This window comes from Pseudotabrizicola sediminis, assembly GCF_004745575.1.
In the GTDB taxonomy this organism is placed as follows: Bacteria; Pseudomonadota; Alphaproteobacteria; order Rhodobacterales; family Rhodobacteraceae; genus Pseudotabrizicola; species Pseudotabrizicola sediminis.
The window spans coordinates 63,643-82,602 of record NZ_RPEM01000001.1 but is presented as its reverse complement, the minus strand read 5'-3'; the positions used below and the strand labels follow the sequence as shown (position 1 = coordinate 82,602).

General features: G+C 61.2%; 17 protein-coding genes. 7 read left to right on the top strand and 10 right to left on the bottom strand.

What is annotated here, in order from left to right:
* Positions 1-69: 69 nt before the first annotated feature.
* The 3 genes from EEB11_RS00395 to EEB11_RS00385 all read right to left on the bottom strand — a co-directional run bounded on the left by EEB11_RS00395 (position 70) and on the right by EEB11_RS00385 (position 3,747).
* The gene (locus tag EEB11_RS00395; RefSeq protein ID WP_245298714.1) at positions 70-1,308 is read right to left on the bottom strand and encodes a DUF6538 domain-containing protein; all 1,239 of its coding nucleotides are present in this window, start codon (positions 1,306-1,308) and stop codon (positions 70-72) included.
* A 262-nt stretch (positions 1,309-1,570) separates the two neighbouring features.
* The gene (locus tag EEB11_RS19410; RefSeq protein ID WP_167852615.1) at positions 1,571-1,738 is read right to left on the bottom strand and encodes a hypothetical protein; all 168 of its coding nucleotides are present in this window, start codon (positions 1,736-1,738) and stop codon (positions 1,571-1,573) included.
* Between the two features lie 179 nt (positions 1,739-1,917).
* Positions 1,918-3,747: a leucine-rich repeat domain-containing protein gene (locus tag EEB11_RS00385; protein WP_135428340.1), complete on the bottom strand. Its 1,830-nt coding sequence runs from the start codon at positions 3,745-3,747 to the stop codon at positions 1,918-1,920.
* Positions 3,748-4,253: 506 nt separating this feature from the next.
* On the opposite strand from EEB11_RS00385, the gene EEB11_RS00380 reads away from it, so the two are divergent.
* Positions 4,254-4,982: a glycosyltransferase family 25 protein gene (locus EEB11_RS00380; protein ID WP_167852614.1), complete on the top strand. Its 729-nt coding sequence runs from the start codon at positions 4,254-4,256 to the stop codon at positions 4,980-4,982.
* A 15-nt stretch (positions 4,983-4,997) separates the two neighbouring features.
* Here the strand turns inward: EEB11_RS00380 and aroB are convergent, their stop codons facing one another.
* Positions 4,998-6,113 (bottom strand): 3-dehydroquinate synthase, encoded by a 1,116-nt coding sequence (gene aroB, locus EEB11_RS00375; protein WP_135428336.1) that lies wholly within the window; start codon positions 6,111-6,113, stop codon positions 4,998-5,000.
* The gene (locus tag EEB11_RS00370) at positions 6,110-6,658 is read right to left on the bottom strand and encodes a shikimate kinase (RefSeq protein WP_135428334.1); all 549 of its coding nucleotides are present in this window, start codon (positions 6,656-6,658) and stop codon (positions 6,110-6,112) included. The genes aroB and EEB11_RS00370 overlap by 4 nt, the downstream gene beginning before the upstream one ends.
* Before the next feature lie 280 nt (positions 6,659-6,938).
* On the opposite strand from EEB11_RS00370, the gene EEB11_RS20195 reads away from it, so the two are divergent.
* The 4 genes from EEB11_RS20195 to EEB11_RS00355 are packed head-to-tail and all read left to right on the top strand — an operon-like array spanning position 6,939 to position 10,953.
* On the top strand, positions 6,939-7,073 hold the full coding sequence (locus EEB11_RS20195; RefSeq protein WP_280950233.1) for a hypothetical protein: 135 nt from the start codon (positions 6,939-6,941) through the stop codon (positions 7,071-7,073).
* Positions 7,063-8,640 carry a hypothetical protein gene (locus EEB11_RS00365; protein ID WP_135428331.1) on the top strand — a complete coding sequence of 526 codons (1,578 nt, stop codon included), beginning with the start codon at positions 7,063-7,065 and terminating at the stop codon, positions 8,638-8,640. The genes EEB11_RS20195 and EEB11_RS00365 overlap by 11 nt, the downstream gene beginning before the upstream one ends.
* A complete protein-coding gene (locus EEB11_RS00360; RefSeq protein WP_135428329.1) occupies positions 8,637-9,590 on the top strand; it encodes a site-specific tyrosine recombinase XerD in 954 nt (317 codons plus the stop codon). Before EEB11_RS00365 ends, EEB11_RS00360 begins: the two co-directional genes overlap by 4 nt.
* 58 nt (positions 9,591-9,648) lie before the next feature.
* Positions 9,649-10,953, top strand: a complete 1,305-nt coding sequence (locus EEB11_RS00355) for an HlyC/CorC family transporter (protein ID WP_135428327.1) — start codon at positions 9,649-9,651, stop codon at positions 10,951-10,953.
* Between the two features lie 33 nt (positions 10,954-10,986).
* Here the strand turns inward: EEB11_RS00355 and EEB11_RS00350 are convergent, their stop codons facing one another.
* Complete coding sequence (locus tag EEB11_RS00350; protein ID WP_245298713.1) at positions 10,987-12,537, bottom strand: helicase HerA-like domain-containing protein; 1,551 nt, start codon at positions 12,535-12,537, stop codon at positions 10,987-10,989.
* A gap of 467 nt (positions 12,538-13,004) precedes the next feature.
* On the opposite strand from EEB11_RS00350, the gene EEB11_RS00345 reads away from it, so the two are divergent.
* Positions 13,005-13,667 carry an invasion associated locus B family protein gene (locus tag EEB11_RS00345; RefSeq protein ID WP_135428323.1) on the top strand — a complete coding sequence of 221 codons (663 nt, stop codon included), beginning with the start codon at positions 13,005-13,007 and terminating at the stop codon, positions 13,665-13,667.
* A 60-nt stretch (positions 13,668-13,727) separates the two neighbouring features.
* Here EEB11_RS00345 and EEB11_RS00340 read toward each other — a convergent pair whose 3' ends face one another.
* Genes EEB11_RS00340 through EEB11_RS00325 form a run of 4 tightly spaced genes read right to left on the bottom strand, consistent with a single transcriptional unit; the run spans position 13,728 to position 18,048 of the window.
* Positions 13,728-14,930, bottom strand: a complete 1,203-nt coding sequence (locus EEB11_RS00340) for a beta-ketoacyl-[acyl-carrier-protein] synthase family protein (protein ID WP_135428321.1) — start codon at positions 14,928-14,930, stop codon at positions 13,728-13,730.
* A gap of 6 nt (positions 14,931-14,936) precedes the next feature.
* Complete coding sequence (locus tag EEB11_RS00335) at positions 14,937-15,200, bottom strand: acyl carrier protein (RefSeq protein ID WP_103333418.1); 264 nt, start codon at positions 15,198-15,200, stop codon at positions 14,937-14,939.
* A 40-nt stretch (positions 15,201-15,240) separates the two neighbouring features.
* On the bottom strand, positions 15,241-16,320 hold the full coding sequence (lpxD, locus tag EEB11_RS00330; RefSeq protein WP_135428319.1) for a UDP-3-O-(3-hydroxymyristoyl)glucosamine N-acyltransferase: 1,080 nt from the start codon (positions 16,318-16,320) through the stop codon (positions 15,241-15,243).
* 42 nt (positions 16,321-16,362) lie between these two features.
* Positions 16,363-18,048: a L,D-transpeptidase family protein gene (locus EEB11_RS00325; protein WP_245298712.1), complete on the bottom strand. Its 1,686-nt coding sequence runs from the start codon at positions 18,046-18,048 to the stop codon at positions 16,363-16,365.
* 252 nt (positions 18,049-18,300) lie between these two features.
* On the opposite strand from EEB11_RS00325, the gene mepK reads away from it, so the two are divergent.
* Complete coding sequence (gene mepK / locus EEB11_RS00320; protein ID WP_135428316.1) at positions 18,301-18,870, top strand: peptidoglycan L,D-endopeptidase MepK; 570 nt, start codon at positions 18,301-18,303, stop codon at positions 18,868-18,870.
* Positions 18,871-18,960 lie beyond the last annotated feature (90 nt).

Here is an 18,960-nt window from a genome sequence, read left to right as displayed (position 1 = left end):
GGGATCAGATTTCACTTGAATTGCCAGACGATCACATAGTCAGCCAGCACCTGCCAATAGTGCTCTGCATCAGGCAGAAACGGCAAGTTTGCTCCGTTTGACTGGCAACCCCACCTTCTCCACGATCTCGCGCTTCTGCTCGTCGCTGATCCCCGCAGAATAGATGCCGTAGGTCATCCGGTTCTCCGACCTTGCTGACTGGTGACCCACGATGGATGCCGTGAAGTGTTCCGGAACCCCTGCCCTTTCGCACTGGGTCACGAACCACTTTCGGCTGGAGTGAAAGACAACCCCCTGTCTCTGGATTGGCAACTGCTCTCGCATAACAGAGAACCGCTTGGTGACCATGTTCACAGAGAGGCCGGGGAACAGCCTCCCAGTGCCCGGCAGATCGGCCAGCAAAGGGGTAAGGTCCGAATGAAGGGGTACGATCCGTTCCGCCGCATCCGTCTTCAGTTTCCTGACCTCGTTTGCCCTGATCCAAGCGAACCAGCCCAAGTTGCCTTTCCAGATCAGGTCGTCTCTGACCAACCCAACAGCCTCACCTGCACGCATTCCAGAAAGCAGGCAAAACCGCAGCGCCACCCCGATTTTCGGGTCTTGCAGGTTGAGCAGGTGCAGCACCTCCTCGTCTGTCAGTGCCTCAAAGTGCTGTGGCTTAGCCCTTCCCTCCACCCGCACAGCCTCGAAGGGGTTACTGGCCAGATGACTCTCATAAACCGTCCAGGCCATGAAGTGTCCCACCTGACTGACGATCCTCTTTTGCGTTTGGGGACTGATCCTTTCCCCCTCGCTAAGCGCCAAAAGGCGTTCCATGGAATAGTTCTTGGTCTTGCAGGACTTTCCAACATGCTTGCCCAACTGTGCTACCTTCCGGGTAAAGGCCTTGGCATCGTCCCTCGTCACTGCCCCGATCGGTCGCCTCCCATAAAGCGAGATGAACAGCCCTACCGAGAAACGGACCGACTTGAAGCCGCCATACTGCAGCTCGTTTGAGCGGCGATTGAGGTACTGCTTCCCCAGTTCCGCCACGCTGACCCTGCCAACAATGGTCACCTGTTGAAAGGCAGGAGCAACGATCCGGACAGGTTCAGGCTTCTCTATCGCGCCCCCAGCCTTGGCCTTCGTTACAATCTCCTCATACTTGGCGTTGACCTCTGCGGCCCTCGCCTTAGCCACCCTTGCATCCCCGGTCTTGAGCGACTGTTTGTAGGCTTGGCCCAAGATCGGCTGTAGTTCCTTGGGGTAGTTGCGGCGGTAAAGCCACGTCTGCTGCTTCAGGTAGGCATACTGGATACGAATAGACATGCGTCCTCCATCTGGGGCCTTCGCCCCATTGCTTGGTTGTTTGTCAATTTTCTGATTAGTTTCTTCGGCTTAGAGGGATTGTTGAGTTCCCTGCCGAGCCTCTTCTGGCTCCAAGACCCTGAGAACCATCGATAACTCCGGTTCCCCGTACTCCCCAGCCAGCGGCCCAGTTAGGGCCACCCCAGTCACACAGTCCTCCAGCACCTCGTCGATCTGGAACAGGTGTTCCGGCACATCGTCAAAGGCTGCGATGGCCACCACATCACCGGGTTGCATCGAACCACCCCGCCTTCAGCGCCTCCTTGAAGATCACGACTGCCAGCGTCTGGCTGATCCGCGCAGCAACGAGCACGGTGACGAATAGGGTGATCCACCCCCGCGCAACAAAAAGAAAACCCCCGGCTATGCCGAGGGTGACGATCGTTTTCATAGCATAAGCTCCTGTATCTACTTCCTATTTAGATACGGGCGGTTGCTCGGTTTTCTTGGCGGAGGAGAAGTCTTACAACAGGCCTGTGAGGGACGCTTTCGGCTGCGAGCCGCCGTCCATTATACGTAACACGCATCCACAGAACCGATCTTCGGAAAACATCGGCTGCTGCACTTGGTTCAGCGATCGATAAAGTACTTTCCAGCTTGGTATGCCTCACGCGCACGCATGAGGATGGGCGTCAACCAGACTTGCATAGCAGCGCCCCACCCCGGTATCGCAGCCGACAGCGTTACGAAGTGCTGTGCTAGCCACGCCATTGACTCGGTGCCGATCACACCCAATGGTCCATTAAGAATACCTCCTGCGAAGAACGTTCCAACAGTAATTAACGCATTTCGGTTTAACGTCACTTGCCCTACGCGTGAGCGGTCCATCTCCTGAGGTGAGCCAGCAATAAAACTTTGGCTGTAAGAACGCAGTCGCTCGCCGAAAATGTTAGGGTTGTTAATGATTGCGGTAGAGACAGCATCTTGAGCGGCAATTTCTGCCTGGGAAGGAGTGCCTCGGTACCTGTCGCGGCGTTCTTCTAGCTTTTGAACCTCCTCGTTGTCGAGAACCAGACCCGGTCCTACGAAAAGGACGCCGTCTAGCGCGGCGACCACATCCTGCGTCAACCGCTCTTCGCCATCACCTTCATTCCGCCGCTCATATATACCCCGCAACCCTTCTAGGCCGAAGTGTACCTCGAGCATGTCGATCTCTTCAAAAGGGAAATCGAGGCTGCTTTGCAGCTCTCGGGCAGCATTGGCGAGCCGTGGAAACTGGTTGCCTGCGACCTGTGCCAAAATGTTGGCTCTAGTCTTGAGTCTGACATGGGCCTTTCGTTTGACCGTGTCACTCAGTTCCGCACCAGAAGGTCGCGCTGAACGCACATCGATCCTACCGTCATCGCCCAGTTCGACCCGGAGGAAGTCATCCTGCTCCGGAACCACACTCTGGATCGGAGGCCATTCACTGCCGACACTACGCAAATAGGCGAAAGTCTCACGCGTGCGCTCCACGTCGTCTTCGATAGCCGACAGCCCCTTCAGTATCGGATCATAATCAAGGGCCGGAATTCTAGAGAAACGAACTCTGCCTTCTGCAAGACTTTGAAAGTTCAAGATGGGTCGCATGTCAGACACATGAGCACCGTCCAGAAAAAGGCTAGTTAGTGCTTTGAGACCTGCAATGTTGCCTAGTCCAGTTTCGCTGATCTTTGTATCGGAAAGTGAAAGTGCACGCATCGCTGAGAGCTTGGAAATGCTGCGGAGCCCATCATCTGTAATCTGGGTTCCATCAAGTTTTAGAATACTCATATCTTTTAAATTTTCGATAAAAATGAGCCCCTTATCAGATATTTTTTCTTGCGCCAAGTGCAGTCTCGTCAAACCCCGTAGACCAGAAATATGACGAAGCCCTTTATCAGTGATCTGGGTTCTCCCGAGTACGAGCCCTCTCAATTCAGTGAGTTCGGTGATGCGCCCAAGTCCCTTATCACCAACCCGGTTGCCACTCAGAGCAAGGAACGATAGCTTTGGAAGTTTAGAGAAGACATCGAAACTATCGTCAGAAATCTGTGTGTAGTAGAGCACAAGTACCTTCAGTTCAGATAATCCTACAATACGATCAAGCCCAACATCTGTTAAATGAGTATTCTGGAGTTCCAAATGATTTAAATTTACAAGGCTAGAAATGTTAGCAAGTGCCTCATCTGTGATCTTGGTATAACCTAAATTGAGATACCGCAATTCCGTAAGCGAAGAAACATGCTTGAGCTCTCGATCAGTGATTTTGGTGCGATGAAGATTGAGCGATTCTAAATTCTTAAGATCAGCGATCTCCGGGGGCAAGTTTTCAAGCGCGCGGAAACTGTCATCGTAGAAGGTGAGTTTAGTTTCCCCTTTCTCTTTCGCAGTTCTTATTAACTGCTTTGCATCTTCGTAAGCTTGGGCCGCATCGTTCATTGGCGCTCCTCAAAGGTGTGAGCCTGAAAATCCGCCTGACACGCGGCAAGCCTAGATGCTCTAAAACATCCAAGAAATACAGGCTCCTTTACCGACTGTCACTGAAAAACGGATGTCTGTTTACATCAAAGCTACTGGTGAACAGGCATACGCAGCGAATGCCAGATCGCAGTTCCCAGCCCAACCGCCCCAACCGTTGCCCCACTGCCAACAGGCTCTGCATCATTTTGGTACCAGTTCTACCCAAGGCTTCGAACTGCTGCGCCCCAGCCAACCGTTTTCCAGGAGTGTTCTGGAAGCAGAGCCTAGCTTGGTTTTGCGCCTTGCTTCGGTATATTTTCCCCGCAGCACACGCTTGCAGCGCCTGCCATCCTGGCAAAGCTTAGTCGCCTGCTTTCGGGGCCTTTAGTCAGTTTCTTTACGTGTGACCTGCGCAGCTTTGTTGCCTTGACCCAAGATGCGCAGTGCAAAAGAGCTGATGCAGTTGGCACAGCAAGGAGTTGAAATTGCTTATTCTTCTTATCAATCTGGACCGCAGTACCGAGCGGTTGGCGTCGGCGAAAGCGCAATTTGACAAGGTCGGGTGGCGCTTCGAAAGGGTCACGGCCATTGTTCCTGACGTGGTGGACAGCCACCCTGAATTTGATCCCAAGCGCTTCCGTTGGCTGCACAGACGCATGATTCAGAAGGGCGAACTTGGCTGCGCACTCAGTCATAAGCGTTGCCTCGAAAAATTCCTGTCAACGGATGAAGACCACTGCATTGTTTTTGAGGATGACATCTGCTTTGACGAGCAAACACGTCCAACCATTCAGGAAGCGCTGAAATGGCTGGACGCACACCCTGATATCAATTGGCAATGCATTAACCTTTCTTCAGCGTATGCAAAGCGTTACAAAGATCTGACAATGATCGAGGGCCGCAAATTGCGCAGGTCCTGGCAGTTTCCGATGCTGGCATCGGCGCTGCTCTGGAACCGGCGAGGGGCTGCGGCCTTTCTTTCCTATCTCAAACAGCAGCTGATTTTTGCGCCGGTAGACAATCAGCTTCGCTATCTGTTGGCGCGCACCGGTCAGGGCATGTCCTTTGATATCCCGCCTGTCGGACTGACTTATGTAAAAAGCGACATCGGATCGGATCGGGTGGCAGATGGCGGCACGAAGAATGATTGGCGTAATTTGCAACGGCGGGTGCCAGTCTATGGCTGGGCCTTGTGGAACAGCCTTTGGCGCTGAACTTCGGGAAACACATCAACCTCGCGCGGCAAGGGCCTCAGCCAGAAGTGTTTTCACTTTATCCCCCGGCACGCCGTCTGCGACAAAAGCCTCGCCGATGCCGCGCGCCAGAATGAACCGCAACTGGCCATCCACCACCTTTTTATCCTGCCCCATGAGCGCCAGCAGCGCGCCCGCGTCCGGCAGGTCGCCGGGGATGTCGCTCAGGTCCACCTTGGTGCCCATGGCGCGCAGATGGGCGCGCACGCGGCTGGGGGCTTCCTGCGCACACAGGCCCAGACGCTGCGACAACTCGAACGCAAGCACGCATCCAATGGCCACGCCTTCGCCATGCAGCAAGCGGTCAGAATAGCCGGTGGCCTTTTCCAGCGCGTGACAGAAGGTATGGCCCAGATTGAGCAGCGCGCGTTCGCCTTCCTCGGTCTCGTCGCGGCTGACAATCCCGGCCTTCATCTCGACCGAACGACGCACGGCATATTGGCGCAAGGCGCGGTCGCGCGACATGGCGGGGGCGTTCACCTCCAGCCAATCAAAGAACGCGGCATCGCCCAGCAGACCGTATTTCACCACCTCGCCGTAGCCTGCCAGAAAATCGCGGGCGGGCAACGACCCCAGCACGTCGATATCGGCCAGCACAACGGTGGGCTGATGGAAGGCACCGACAAGGTTCTTGCCCTGCGCGGTGTTGATCCCGGTCTTGCCACCGACCGAGCTGTCAACCTGTGACAGCAAGGTGGTGGGGATCTGGGCAAAGCGGACCCCGCGCCGCAGCACGGCCGCCGCAAACCCCGCCAGATCGCCGATCACCCCGCCGCCGAAGGCCACGACCAGATCGCGCCGCTCGATCTTCTGTTCCAGTAGCCATTCGGTGGCGCGGGCAAATTCCGGCCAGCCCTTGGTGCTTTCCCCCGGCGGCAGCGCGAGCGCCGTCGCCGCGATGCCAGAGCCTGCCAAAGACGCCAGCAGCCGGTCCAGATGCTGCGCCGCCACGGTTTCATCGGTGACAATCGCCACCTTGCGCCGTCGCAGGAACGGCAAAAGCTGCTCCCCGGCCCCGTCGATCAGACCGGGGCCGATCCGCACCTCATAGCTGCGGGCACCCAGATCGACCGGAACCACATCCACCGTCATGTCATGTCTCCATCCAGCACATCGGGGCGCGCGCCAAGCGCCGTGATCACCCGGTCTGCCATGCCCTCGATCGACAGATCGGCACTGGCATCCACCGTGATGTCTGCCTGAGAGTAAAACGGCACGCGGGCGTCATACAAGGCACGCAGGGTTTCGCGCGGGTTCGACGTGCGCAGCAAAGGGCGTGTTGCCTTGTGCCGCACGCGGTTCCACAACAGATCCAGATCGGCGCGCAGCCAGACCGCGATCCCGACCTCGGAGATCAGCCGTCGGTTGCTGTCGGCAAGGTAGGCCCCGCCCCCGGTGGACAGCACGCAAGGCGGACCGCGCAACAGCCGCGCCAGAACTTCGGATTCGCGGGCCCGGAAAAACGGCTCGCCGTCACGCTCGAAGATCTCGGTGATCGACCGGTTGGCCGCGCGGACGATTTCATCATCCGAATCAAGAAAGGGCACGCCAAGCGCCCGCGCCAGGGCCGTCCCCACCGCGGTCTTTCCCGCCCCCATCATCCCCACCATGGCGACCGTCTTTTTCAGGCGTGCCACGTTGCCTCCTTCGGTTCAGTCACGGAGCGGCATCGTCTGGCCCTGTCTGCGCCCGGCCTGACCGGCACAGCGGCGTTTCGCCCGCATCACGTGCATTTTTTTGTTCATGGCGTGAACTCGGCGCGAATGCCATATACAATCGCACCGAAATCATCCGGAGGTGGCGAAGTTTGCGCTGTTCCCGTGTGGTGCGTTACGTGCGACATAAAGAGCGACTGCGGCAAGACGACGGGATAAACCCGTGGCGCGCAGAACATCGGGCTGAAAGGGCAGAAACACAATGGGGCGTATCCTCAAGGCGGTCGTTGTATTGGGTCTGTTGGGGTTTGCGGCCCTGACCGGCTATGCCTATCTGGCAGACCTGTCGCCCGATCAGAGCCAGGTGACCGTTCCGGTGACGCTGAATGCCGATTGAGGCAAAATGGGTTGCGGTCAGGTTTCCCGCGATCTGCTGCGCGGTGACCCTGATCGCTGTGCCGGTCGGGGCCCAGACCCCGTTGTCGGCCATCGACTGGCTGTCCAGTTCAGTCGCCGCCCCCGCCGGTTCGGCCATCGGGTCGCCTGCCGCAACCGTGAAGCGTGACGAGGCCCCGGTCACCACGGGCGGCGCCTTGCCACAGGATGTGGCGGTCAGCATTCTGGATGCGCCCTCGCCCGATGCGATCGGCCTTTTGTCGCCCGCCACCACCGGCCTGCCGCGCGATCTGTGGGGCATGGGGCTGGAAGAGGAGGTGCGCGCCGCCATTCTGCGCGAACGTGGCGATCAGCTGCCCGCGCTGCAGGCGCTGACCATGACGCTGATGCTGGCCGAAGCCGCCCCACCCCCCGACAGCACCGGCAAGGGCACGCTGCTGCTGGCACGGATCGACCGGCTTCTGGCACTGGGGGCGCTGGATCAGGCGGCCGGGCTGCTGCGCGTCGCGCCGACGGGTGACCCCGAACTGTTCCGCCGCGCCTTTGACGTGGCGCTCTTGACCGGCAACGAAGATCAGGGCTGCCGGATGATGCAGGCAACCCCCAATCTGGCCCCCACCTTTCCGGCCCGCATCTTTTGTGTGGCGCGGTCGGGCGACTGGAATGCGGCGGCGCTGACATTGCGGACGGCGCAGGCGCTTGGCTATGTGACGGCGGAAGAAGATTCGCTGCTGTCGCGGTTTCTGGACCCCGATCTTTACGAAGGCGACGCCCTGCCCCCGATTCCCGCTCGGATGACGCCGCTTTCGTGGCGCATGTTCGAGGCCATCGGCGAGCCGCAATCGACCCAGAGCCTGCCGCTGGCCTTTGCCCATGCAGAGTTGCGCGACACCGCCGGCTGGAAGGCCCAGATCGAATCGGCCGAACGTCTGGCCCGCGCCGGGGTGATCGCGCCCAACGTGCTTTTGGGGCTTTATACCGAACGCCTGCCCGCCGCTTCTGGCGGCGTGTGGGACCGGGTGGAGGCGTTCCAGCGGTTTGAAACCGCGCTGCGGACGGGTGATCCGGGGGCGGTGGCGCAAAGCCTGCCGGCCGCCTGGGCGCGGATGACCGAGGCAGAGCTGGAGGTGCCCTTTGCCATCCTGTTCGCGCAGGATCTGTCGCGCCTGCCGCTGACCGGTCAGGCCGGGCGCATCGCGTTCGAGCTGGGGCTGTTGTCCCCGTCTTACGAGTCCATCGCCCAGGCCCGCAAACCCGAATCCCCGCGCGAGGCGTTTCTGATCGGGCTGGCGACGGGGTCGCTGTCGGGTGCGCTGCCGCCAGAATCGCTGGGCCGCGCCATTGCGCCCGCCTTTCTGCGCGCCGGGACGGCCCCCGAATTTGCCGCGCTGCTGGAGCAGCGGCGGATGGGCGAGGCGATTCTGCTGGCGGTGGAAAAGATCGGGCATGGCGTGCAGGGCAACCTGTCGGGCGTGACCGATGGTCTGGCGTTTCTGCGCCATGTCGGGCTGGAAGACATTGCCCGGCGCACCGCATTGGAGCTGATGCTGCTGGAGCGGCGGGGATGACCACCGCCCCCGCCACCGCTGACGGCTGGATTTCCACCTTTCTGGACTCGCATGCCGCCGAACAGGGTGCTGCGCGCAACACACAGCTGGCTTACGGGCGCGATCTGAAGGATTTTGCCACTTGGGTCGCGCATCGCAACTCCAGCTTTGCCACTGTCACGCGTGGCGATGTCGAAGCCTATCTGGTGTCCTGCGATGCCAATGGGTTGTCAAAGGCCACCCGTGCGCGGCGGCTGTCTTCCGTCCGGCAGATGTACCGCTTTGCGCATGACGAAGGCTGGCGCGACGACAATCCGGCCATCCGCATCAAGGGGCCGGGGGCCGTGCAGCGCCTGCCCGATGCGCTGTCGCAAGAGGATGTGACCCGCCTGATGGACGCCGCCCGCAGCCATGGCCGCACGCCCGCTGACCGGGCCCGCGCGACGGCATTGCTGGAACTGGTCTATGCCACCGGCATGCGGGTGACCGAACTGGTGGGCCTGCCGGTCGCGGCGGCGCGGGGTGATCCGCGCATGGTGCTGGTGCGCGGCAAGGGCGGCAAGGAACGCATGGTGCCGCTGTCCTCCCCTGCCCGCACAGCCCTTGCCGACTGGCTGCGCCACCGTGATGAGGCCGAAGACCGCGCGCGCATGGCCGGCAAGCCAACCTCGCGCCAGCTGTTTCCGGGGCCGGGCGCAGATGGCCACCTGACCCGTCAGCATTTCCACCTGATGCTGAAAGACATTGCCGTGGCCGCCGGCGTCTCTCCGGCGCGGGTCACCCCGCATGCCCTGCGCCATGCCTTTGCCACCCATCTGCTGGCAGGCGGGGCCGATCTGCGCGTTATCCAGACGCTGTTGGGCCATGCGGATTTGTCGACCACCGAGATTTACACCCATGTGCTGGATGATCACCTGAAATCGCTGGTTCTGAAGCATCACCCGCTGGCGAAACCTGCCAAGAGTTCTTGAACCACATCCCGTCTCGCCGCATAACGGCACCCATCCTTGCAACAGAAAAAAGACCGATATGGAAAACTCTGCCCTCGACTCCGCCTTCTGGCTGACTGCCGCGGGAATCATGTGTCTGCTGGTGCTGTCCGCGTTCTTTTCCGGGTCGGAAACCGCCTTGACAGCCGCCTCGCGCGCCAAGTTGAAAACCCTTGCCGACAAGGGCTCGCTCGGGGCCGCCGCAGCAATGAAGGTGACCGAAGACAATGAGCGCATGATCGGTGCGATCCTCTTGGGCAACAACGTGGTCAACATCCTGTCGGCCTCGCTTGCCACCGCGCTGCTGACCCGGGTGCTGGGCGATTCCGGGGTGGCCTTTGCCACGCTGGGCATGACCATTCTGGTGCTGATCTTTGGCGAGGTGCTGCCCAAGACCCTTGCCATCACCTTTCCCGAAGGCGTTGCCACCCGCGTGGCCCCCATCATTCGGGTGCTCATCCTTCTGTTCTCGCCCATTGTCTCGGTCGTGCGGGTGCTGGTCCGCGGTGTGTTGCGGCTGTTCGGGGTACGTGCCGACCCCGAAGGCAAGATCCTGGCCCTGCGTGAAGAGATCATGGGGGCGATCGCCCTTGGCCATTCCGAAGGCGCGGTGGAGAAAGAGGATCGCGACCGCCTGCTGGGCGCGCTCGATCTGGGCAGCCGGACGGTGGATGAAATCATGCGTCACCGCCGCCATATCGAGATGCTCGACGCCGACCTGTCGCCCGATGAGATTCTGACCAAGGTTCTGGCCTCGCCACACACCCGCCTGCCGCTGTTTCGCGGCGATGAAGAGAATATTCTGGGCGTGGTCCATGCCAAGGATCTGCTGCGCGAAGTGGACCGGCTGCTGCGCACCACGGATGGCACGCTTGGGTCGGTCAAGGATCTGGACATCGTCAAAGTGGCGATGAAGCCCTATTTCATCCCAGACACCACGGCGCTGGATGAACAGATGCGCGAATTCCTCAAGCGCCGCACGCATTTTGCGCTGGTGGTTGATGAATACGGCGGCTTGCAGGGGTTGATCACGCTGGAGGATATTCTGGAAGAAATCGTGGGCGAGATCACCGATGAATTCGATGTGGTTCACAAGGAATCTGCGCTGAAACGGGCCGAGAACGGTGACTATCTGATCGAGGGTCAGATGACGATCCGCGACCTGAACCGCGCGCTGGACTGGAACCTGCCTGATGACGAGGCCAACACCATTGCAGGCCTCGTGATCCATGAGGCGCAGATGATCCCGAATGAGGGTCAGGCGTTCAGCTTCCACGGTTTCCGGTTCGAGGTGTTGCAAAAGCGCGAAAACCGGATCGTGAAGCTGAAACTGCGGGCACTGTAAGGGGTTGGCCGGGCGGATCGCCCGGCCACCGGATCAGCGTTTCTTGAACAAGGTGCCCAGCACCCCGCGCACCAGCGCCTGACCCGATTTGGTGCCAAGCTGGCGGGCAAAGCTTTTGGCAAAGGCCTCACCCACGGAATCGCTGCTGCGGCGGGCGGTTTTGGGGGCTGGCGTGCGGCTGCTGCCACCGTCATAGCGCCGCCCCCGGCTGAACGCGCCCGGATCACTTTGCGGATCAGCCGCTGTGCCGCGCTCTGCCGCTTCGGCCTCGGCAGCGGCCTTGTGCGCCCGGGCCCGCAACCGCTCATAGGCGCTGTCGCGGTCGATGGCGGTGTCGTATTTGCCGCGCAGCACCGACATCGCCATCAGCTGCGCCCGCGTGGCCGGATCAATCGGCCCCAGCTGGCTGGAGGGCGGGCGGATCAGGGTGCGCTGCACCACGCCCGGAACGCCCTTGCGTTCGAGAAACGAGGTCACCGCCTCGCCGGTGCCCACGTCGCGGATGGCGTCTTCGGTCTTGAACTCGGGGTTGTCGCGATAGGTCTGGGCGGCAAGGCGCAGATCCTTCTGGTCCTTGGCGGTAAAGGCGCGCAGGGCGTGCTGCACCCGGTTGCCCAGCTGGCCCAGAATGGTGTCGGGCACGTCGGCCGGGTTTTGTGTGACGAAATACACCCCCACCCCCTTGGACCGGATCAGCCGGGCGACCTGTTCGACCTTCTGCACCAAGGCTTTCGGCGCATCGGTGAACAACAGATGCGCCTCGTCAAAGAAGAACACCAGCTTGGGTTTGTCGGGGTTGCCGACCTCGGGCAGGGTTTCAAACAGTTCGGAAAGCAGCCACAACAGAAACGTCGCATAAAGCCGCGGGCTGTGCATCAGCCTGTCAGCCGCCAGAATGTTGATCCGGCCAAAGCCTTGCGGGTCGGTCTGCATCAGATCGGCCAGATCGAGCGCGGGTTCACCGAAAAAACCGGTGCCGCCTTCATTTTCCAACACCAGCAACCGGCGCTGGATCGCCCCGATCGACGCGGGGGCCACCAGACCATAGCGGGTAGAAATATCGCCCGCATTGTCACCGATGAACACCAGCAGCGCCTGCAGATCCTTGAGATCCAGCAGCGGCAGCTCTTCCTCATCCGCCAGCCGGAAGGCCACGTTCAGCACGCCTTCCTGCGCCTCGGTCAGGTCCAGCAGGCGCGACAGCAAAAGCGGCCCCATCTCGGCCACGGTCGCCCGCACCGGATGGCCCTGTTCACCGAACATGTCCCAGAACGTCACCGGAAACGCGCGGTATTGCAGATCCAGCCCGATGGTAGCGGCGCGGGCCATGAAGGCTGCGTGCAGCTTGCCCGCCGGATCACCGGCCATGGCCAGCCCGGACAGATCGCCCTTCACGTCGGACATGAAGACCGGAACCCCGGCAGCGGAAAACCCTTCGGCCAGGATCTGCAGGGTCACGGTCTTGCCGGTGCCGGTGGCCCCGGCAATCAGGCCATGGCGATTGCCATGGTCCAGAAGCAGAACCTGTGGCTGGCCATGCGCAGCCCCGCCACCACCGACGAAAATTGAAGGCACTTCCGACACCAGCTGTCTCCCTGTTCCAGACGCGGACCCGCACAGGCTTTGCCTGCCCGCCGCACAACCATATCCGGTTGGCGCATCGATGCCAGCCTTCATCGCAGCGGTGCCGGGGGCAATGTCACGACCGGCGCATGCAGCGCGCGCGCCCCCCCTAAATCATGCGGCACTTTGCCATGTTTTACAGGCGATTTTGTGATCATTTGACGGGTTGACGCCTGCGGGTTTCCGCCTTAGCGTCACCATCATAAAGTCGGCCGGTCCGACAGGGAGCAAAAAAACAGCGTTGAAAAAGGGCCGGATCACTGGCCCTTTTTTATTTGCGCACTGCGCGGACCTTGCCGGCCAACCGCAGCCTGACCCTGAGGGTGCCTGCGCTTCTGGTCACGCTTTTGCCACCTGACAGCTCTGGCGCAACATGTTACAGCGACCCCTAATGGTGAAAAACCAACGCAGCGACAGATGGACGTGACATGACTCTTTCAGCGATTTCTCCCCTTTCCAAATCCCTTGCTGTGGCCCTTCTGCTGGCCTCATCCGTGGCAACGGGTGTCTGGGCGCAAGACGCGACCACGCCCCCCGCCACCGAAGGCGCGCCAACCGACGACGCGGCCCCCGCGCCAGCCGCGGATGCGCCCATTGACAGCGGGCTGTCGATGGGCACCGAAGTGATCAATGACGGGGTGGGAAGCTCTTACGTCGAGGCCAGCTTTGACGCCTGGGAACAGCGCTGCATCCGCACCGAGGACGGTGCTGATCCGTGCCAGCTGTACCAGCTGCTGCGGGACAGCGACAACAATGCCGTGGCAGAGTTCAGCATGTTCAACCTGCCCGCAGGCAATCAGGCGGCTGCCGGTGCCACGGTGATCGTGCCGCTGGAAACGCTGCTGACCGAAAACCTTGTCATGGCCATCGACGGCTCTGCGCCCAAGATCTATCCCTTTACCTTCTGCTCGACCATTGGCTGCATCTCGCGCATCGGGTTCACCGCAGCTGAGGTAGAGCAGTTCAAGAAGGGCGCCAAGGCGGTGCTGACCATCGTTCCGGTCGTCGCACCCGACCAGAAGGTGTCGGTTGACCTGTCGCTCAAGGGCTTTACGGCAGCCTACACGGCGGTGTCCGCGACCAACCCATAACGGGGATCGCCTACGGATTGCAAAGGCCGCGCCCGTTGGGTGCGGCCTTTTTGTTTGGTGTCAGATCCGGCGCAGCACCAGCACGGCATTCAGCCCGCCAAAGGCAAAGGCATTGCTCAGCGCCACATCCACCTTTGCCGCGCGCGCGGTGTTCGGCACCACGTCGAGCGCACAATCAGGGTCTGCCTGACGATGGCCCAGCGTCGGCGCGATGATGCCCTCGCGCAGCGCCATCAGGCAGGCCAGCAGCTCCACCGCGCCGGTGCCGCCGATGATATGGCCATGCGCCCCCTTGGTCGATGACACCGGCGGCGGCGCATCACCAAACACCGTGCGGATCGCCATCGCCTCATTCGCATCATTGGCCTTGGTGCCGGTGCCATGGGCGTTGATATAGCCCACCTGCCCCGCCTCAATCCCCGCGTCATCCAGCGCAGCGCGCATGGCGCGCACCGCCCCTTCGGCAGACGGCATCACGATGTCATGTGCATCCGAACACATGGCAAAACCCGCGACCTCGGCCAGAATCTCGGCCCCGCGCGCGCGGGCATGGTTGTAGGATTCGAACACAAAGACGGCCGCACCTTCGCCCTGCACCATGCCGCTGCGGTCGGCCGAAAACGGGCGGCAGGCGTCGGTTGCCATCACGCGCAGCCCTTCCCACGCCTTCAAGCCGCCAAAGGTCAGCATCGCCTCGGACCCGCCGGTCAGCATCACCGGGGCGGCTCCTGAACGCACCATCTGAAACGCCAGCCCCATGGCATGGTTGGAACTGGCACAGGCGGTTGAGACTGTAAACGCGGGCCCGCGCAAGCCGTAGGTCATGCTGATATGGCTGACCCCGGCACTGGCCATCAGGCGCGGTACGGTCAGGGGGTGCACCCGGTTCTTGCCCTCGGCATAGACCGCGCGATAGCTGTCGTCGATGGTACCCAGGCCCCCGCCGGCCGTGCCGAGCACCACCCCGGCCCGCAACCCAAGCGCCCCGTCAAACTGCAACCCCGACTGCGCCACCGCCTGCTGTGCCGACCACAAGGCAAACTGCGTCATGCGGTCATAAAGGCTGAGACCCCGCAAATCGAAATGATCCGATGCCGTCCAGCCCCGCACCTGCCCCGCCACGCGGATCGACAGGCGGTCAACGTCAGGAATATCCAGCGCGCCGATCCCGCCCTTCCCGCCGGCAAAAGCCGCGAAGGTTGATGGCAGATCATGACCCAGAGCATTGATCGTGCCCGCGCCGGTAATGACAACCCTGTGCATCAGCGCTCAGGCAGCCTTTTGCGAGACAAGACCTTCAACCGCGCGCACGATCGCGCCCACCGAAGACAGATCAAAATCCTGCTTGCCGGGATCGTTGGCGTTGAAGGGGACCGAGATGTCAAACGTCTCTTCCAGCGCAAAGATCAGCTCGACCATGGCCAGACTGTCCAGCGCAAGCTGATCCAGCCGTGTATCTAGGGTCAGATCGGCGGGGTCGAGCAGCGCCTGTTCGGCAATGATCCCGATGATGGTCTGTGCGGTCTGGGTCATGTGATCATTCCTTCCTGTTCACGCAACATATAGGAAGCGTTCATGACTTTTGGATGACTTTCTCTATTTCAGCAACCTTTGTCGCCAGTCGGGGCAGGCGCCGCAGCGCCTTTTGCATCTCGACATGGGTCTCCAGCTTTACCGCCGGATAGCCCAGAAGCACCCGTCCAGCGGGCGCATTGGTGAACACCTTGGTGCCGCCGCCGCAGATCACGTCATCGCCGACAAAGATGTTGTCATTCACGCCGCATTGCCCCGCAAGCACCACCCGGTTGCCGATCCGCGCCGATCCGGCAATGCCGACCTGCCCGCACAGCAGACAATCGTCACCCACCTGCACATTATGGCCGATGTGGACAAGGTTATCGAGCTTGGTGCCATTGCCGATGGTGGTGTCGCGGATCGTGCCCCGGTCGATGCAGGCATTCGCGCCGATTTCCACATGATCGCCGATGGTTACGGAACCTAGTGAATGTATCCGGGTCCAGCTTTGTGCGGTGATGCCCGCACGTTGGCCCAAGGTTTCGCGAATTTCCTCCACCCCGGATTTTTCCGGTGTGACAAAGGAAAACCCATCCGCCCCGATCACTGCCCCCGGCTGGCAGATGAACCGCGCGCCGATGGCCACCCGCGCGCCGATGCGCGCGCCTTGCAGGATCAACGCGTCGGGGCCGATGCGGACCCCTTCGGCAATGCTGACATGGCTGGCTATGCGCGCATTCGGTCCGATGGTGACCCCGGCGCCTATGGTGACAAAGGGGCCAATCGCAGCGCCCGCGCCGATCTGCGCGCTGGGGTCGATCACGCTCATCGGGTGAACACCCGGCGCGATATCGGGGCCGGGGTCCAGAAGGCTGGTCAACCCGGCCATCGCAAGCCGCCCGCGCGGCGCGAAGATCGCCGCCTTCAGGCCAAGCGCCTGCCAGTCTGCGCCAGGCCACAGCATCGCGGCAATCGCCGCCCCTTGAGCCAGACCCTCCGCGTATCTCGGGTTCACCGCCAGTGCCAGATCGTGCGGCCCGGCCTGCTGCGGCTCAGACGCACCCCGCACCGTGACATCGCCATCCCCGGCAAACTCTGCCCCAAGGGCGGCAGCGATGTCGGCGATGCGATGGGTCATGTCAGTGCTCCTGTCGCCACAGGCTTGTGGCTGAGCAAGGTTTTAGCCCTGAACGACAGGCAAGGCCACCCCGGCAGCCTCAAGCGCCTGAAACAGTTTGGCATCGCGGTCATAGATATCGTCGCGATAGGTCATCTGTCCCTTCGCCCCCGGCCAGGCGGTAAAGTACACCAGATGCACCGGCACCTTTTGCTCCAGCTTTACGGTGGTTTCATTGCGGGTTTTCAGATGCCGTTCAAAGTCGCCCTGCGGATCATCCGATTGCAACGACAGCAGCGCATAGGCAAAATCGAACGGGTCGGCCAGACGAATGCAGCCATGGCTGTAGGCGCGCACCTCATGGCTGAACAGGTTTTTTGCAGGCGTATCATGCAGATAGATGTTGTGCTTGTTGGGGAACATGAACTTCACCAGCCCCAGCGCATTGCTGTCAGACGGCGGCTGGCGCATGCCGAAGGGAAAGCTGCGCGCCGAATATCCGGCGAAATTCACCGCCCCGCGCGGCACCACGCGGCCCCGGTTGTCGATCACCTGCATGTGGCTGACCGCATTTGGGTTGCGCTGCAACAGCGGCAGATATTCGGACACGATGATCGACCGCGGAACCCCCCAACTGGGGTTGATGACCATATGCGCCATCATGTCGGAAAACTCGGGCGTGCGCTGCGCGGGCACGTTCTTGCCCACCACTGCGCGGGTCTCGAACGTGACCCGGCCCTGATCGATGATCTTGGAGGTGAACTCCGGCAGGTTGACCCAGATGTGCCGGTCGCCCAACGGGGTATCGTGCATCCAGCGCAGCCGTTCCATCGCCACGATCACCGACTTCAACCGCTCTTGCGGCGCGATGTTCAGCGCAGCCAGGGTGGCCGCATCGGACTTGCCATCGGCGGTAAGTCCATGATCCAGCTGAAACCGCTGAACGGCGGCCTTTATCGCCGCGTCATAGCGGCTGGTGGCCGACCGGGTCAGATAGCCCATGGCGATCAGCCGGTCGCGCAGGGCCACGACACTGTCGCCCGCATCACCGGGGGCCAGTGAGGTGGCAGTGACAACCGGACCCCAGCCGCCCTGTGCCAGCCCGGCCTCAAGCCCCAGCTTGGTCCGCATCAGTTGCGCATAGTGGGGCGAGGCCGGCACCAACCCCTGCAAAACCTCTGCGGGGTTGCGGGTCTGGATCTGCGACAGCAGCCGTGCCGGATCGGGCCGCGTGATTTCGCGCACGATGCCGGGATCAACGGTTTTCGGCTCTGTGGCGCCAGAGGACAGATCGCGGGCATAGGCCAGATAGGCCCGGGTCAGTGCCACCTCGGCCCGGGCGCGGTCGCCTTCGGTCTGCGCACCCGACAGCATCGCCGCCAGCCGGGTCACATTATAACGCGCGACCGGCAGGCCGTGATCAGCCGCCCGTGACAGCGCCGCAAACAGGGCCGACCGGCGCTGCACATCCACCTCTGCAGCACCGGTCCACAGGGTGCTATAGCCGTTTTCGAGGTAGAAAGCCGCCACGGCATCATCTTCGCTGGCCTCAACGGCAATGGTCTGGACAAACGGGCTGGGAAGAGTTTGCGCCAACAGCGGGGCCTGCGCGGCAAAAGCCAAAAAAGATGCCGACAGCAAAATTCCACGCAGCGCAGCCACCCCAGTCAATCCGTTCATCGTGAAATCACCCTTGCGATATTTATCAATGTTTTCCCGACTTTCCGCGAAGTTGGCGGCACTGTCCATTCACGTTCCGGCCAGCAGATCACGTTTACGCCCGATTTCGTTACTTTCTCGCAACAATTCCTTAAGAAAAATACCGCACATTCGCTGTGCATCTTTCAGCAAAATTTTGCCGATGGGCGTCATTACGGGAACTGGCGGAGAATCTGCCCTTGGGTTGCATAATATGCTGTGGCATAAGATCTGCACACTTGGGGATAAGTGCAGACGAACCGCCGTCTAGGTGGTCAACAATGCGACGGGACAGGCGTAAGAATGACAGAGACATCGAAGCTGGGTTTTTCGCGGCGTGGCTTGCTGGGCGCGTTCGCCGCGTCCGTTATGGTTGCGGCTCCGACATACTCCAACGCGTTCGGTCTGCTGCGCGGTGCGGGCGACATTCGCCGCATCCGCATGTACTCCGGGCGGACAGGTGAAGGAATTGACACGATCTACTGGATCGAAGGGAAGTACATTCCCGAAGCCATGAAGGAAATCAATCACTTCATGCGCGACTGGCGTTCGAATGACGTCACCGCAATCGACGCGCGCACGGTGGATATCATGGCAGCGGCGCACCGGCTGATGGACGTGAGCGAACCCTATATGATGCTGTCGGGTTATCGCAGCCCGCGCACCAATGCGATGCTGCGGTCGCAGTCGGGCGGGGTCGCCCGGAACTCGCTGCACCTCAAGGGTCAGGCCGCCGATCTGCGGTTGAAGTCACGCTCGGTGGGTCAGATGGCCAAAGCGGCCGCGGCTTGTGCCTCTGGCGGCGTCGGAAAATACTCGCGGTCTGATTTTGTCCACATGGATTGCGGCCCGGTCCGCAGCTGGGGCGGCTAAGGGCGCAACGCCTCAAAATTCGCAGGATTTTTGTGAAAAGGCACCCCGCGGGGTGCCTTTCGCATAGGCCGGATTGTTGTCAGAACCGGA

Bases quoted from the DNA above. Each gene is read 5' to 3' on its own strand.
- EEB11_RS00395 (WP_245298714.1), bottom strand. From the start codon at position 1,308: ATGTCTATTCGTATCCAGTATGCCTACCTGAAGCAGCAGACGTGGCTT.
- EEB11_RS19410 (WP_167852615.1), bottom strand. From the start codon at position 1,738: ATGAAAACGATCGTCACCCTCGGCATAGCCGGGGGTTTTCTTTTTGTT.
- EEB11_RS00385 (WP_135428340.1), bottom strand. From the start codon at position 3,747: ATGAACGATGCGGCCCAAGCTTACGAAGATGCAAAGCAGTTAATAAGA.
- aroB (WP_135428336.1), bottom strand. From the start codon at position 6,113: ATGACGGTGGATGTGGTTCCGGTCGATCTGGGTGCCCGCAGCTATGAG.
- EEB11_RS20195 (WP_280950233.1), top strand. From the start codon at position 6,939: ATGGGGCGTATCCTCAAGGCGGTCGTTGTATTGGGTCTGTTGGGGTTT.
- EEB11_RS00365 (WP_135428331.1), top strand. From the start codon at position 7,063: ATGCCGATTGAGGCAAAATGGGTTGCGGTCAGGTTTCCCGCGATCTGC.
- EEB11_RS00360 (WP_135428329.1), top strand. From the start codon at position 8,637: ATGACCACCGCCCCCGCCACCGCTGACGGCTGGATTTCCACCTTTCTG.
- EEB11_RS00355 (WP_135428327.1), top strand. From the start codon at position 9,649: ATGGAAAACTCTGCCCTCGACTCCGCCTTCTGGCTGACTGCCGCGGGA.
- EEB11_RS00345 (WP_135428323.1), top strand. From the start codon at position 13,005: ATGACTCTTTCAGCGATTTCTCCCCTTTCCAAATCCCTTGCTGTGGCC.
- EEB11_RS00340 (WP_135428321.1), bottom strand. From the start codon at position 14,930: ATGCACAGGGTTGTCATTACCGGCGCGGGCACGATCAATGCTCTGGGT.
- EEB11_RS00335 (WP_103333418.1), bottom strand. From the start codon at position 15,200: ATGACCCAGACCGCACAGACCATCATCGGGATCATTGCCGAACAGGCG.
- lpxD (WP_135428319.1), bottom strand. From the start codon at position 16,320: ATGACCCATCGCATCGCCGACATCGCTGCCGCCCTTGGGGCAGAGTTT.
- EEB11_RS00325 (WP_245298712.1), bottom strand. From the start codon at position 18,048: ATGGACAGTGCCGCCAACTTCGCGGAAAGTCGGGAAAACATTGATAAA.
- mepK (WP_135428316.1), top strand. From the start codon at position 18,301: ATGACAGAGACATCGAAGCTGGGTTTTTCGCGGCGTGGCTTGCTGGGC.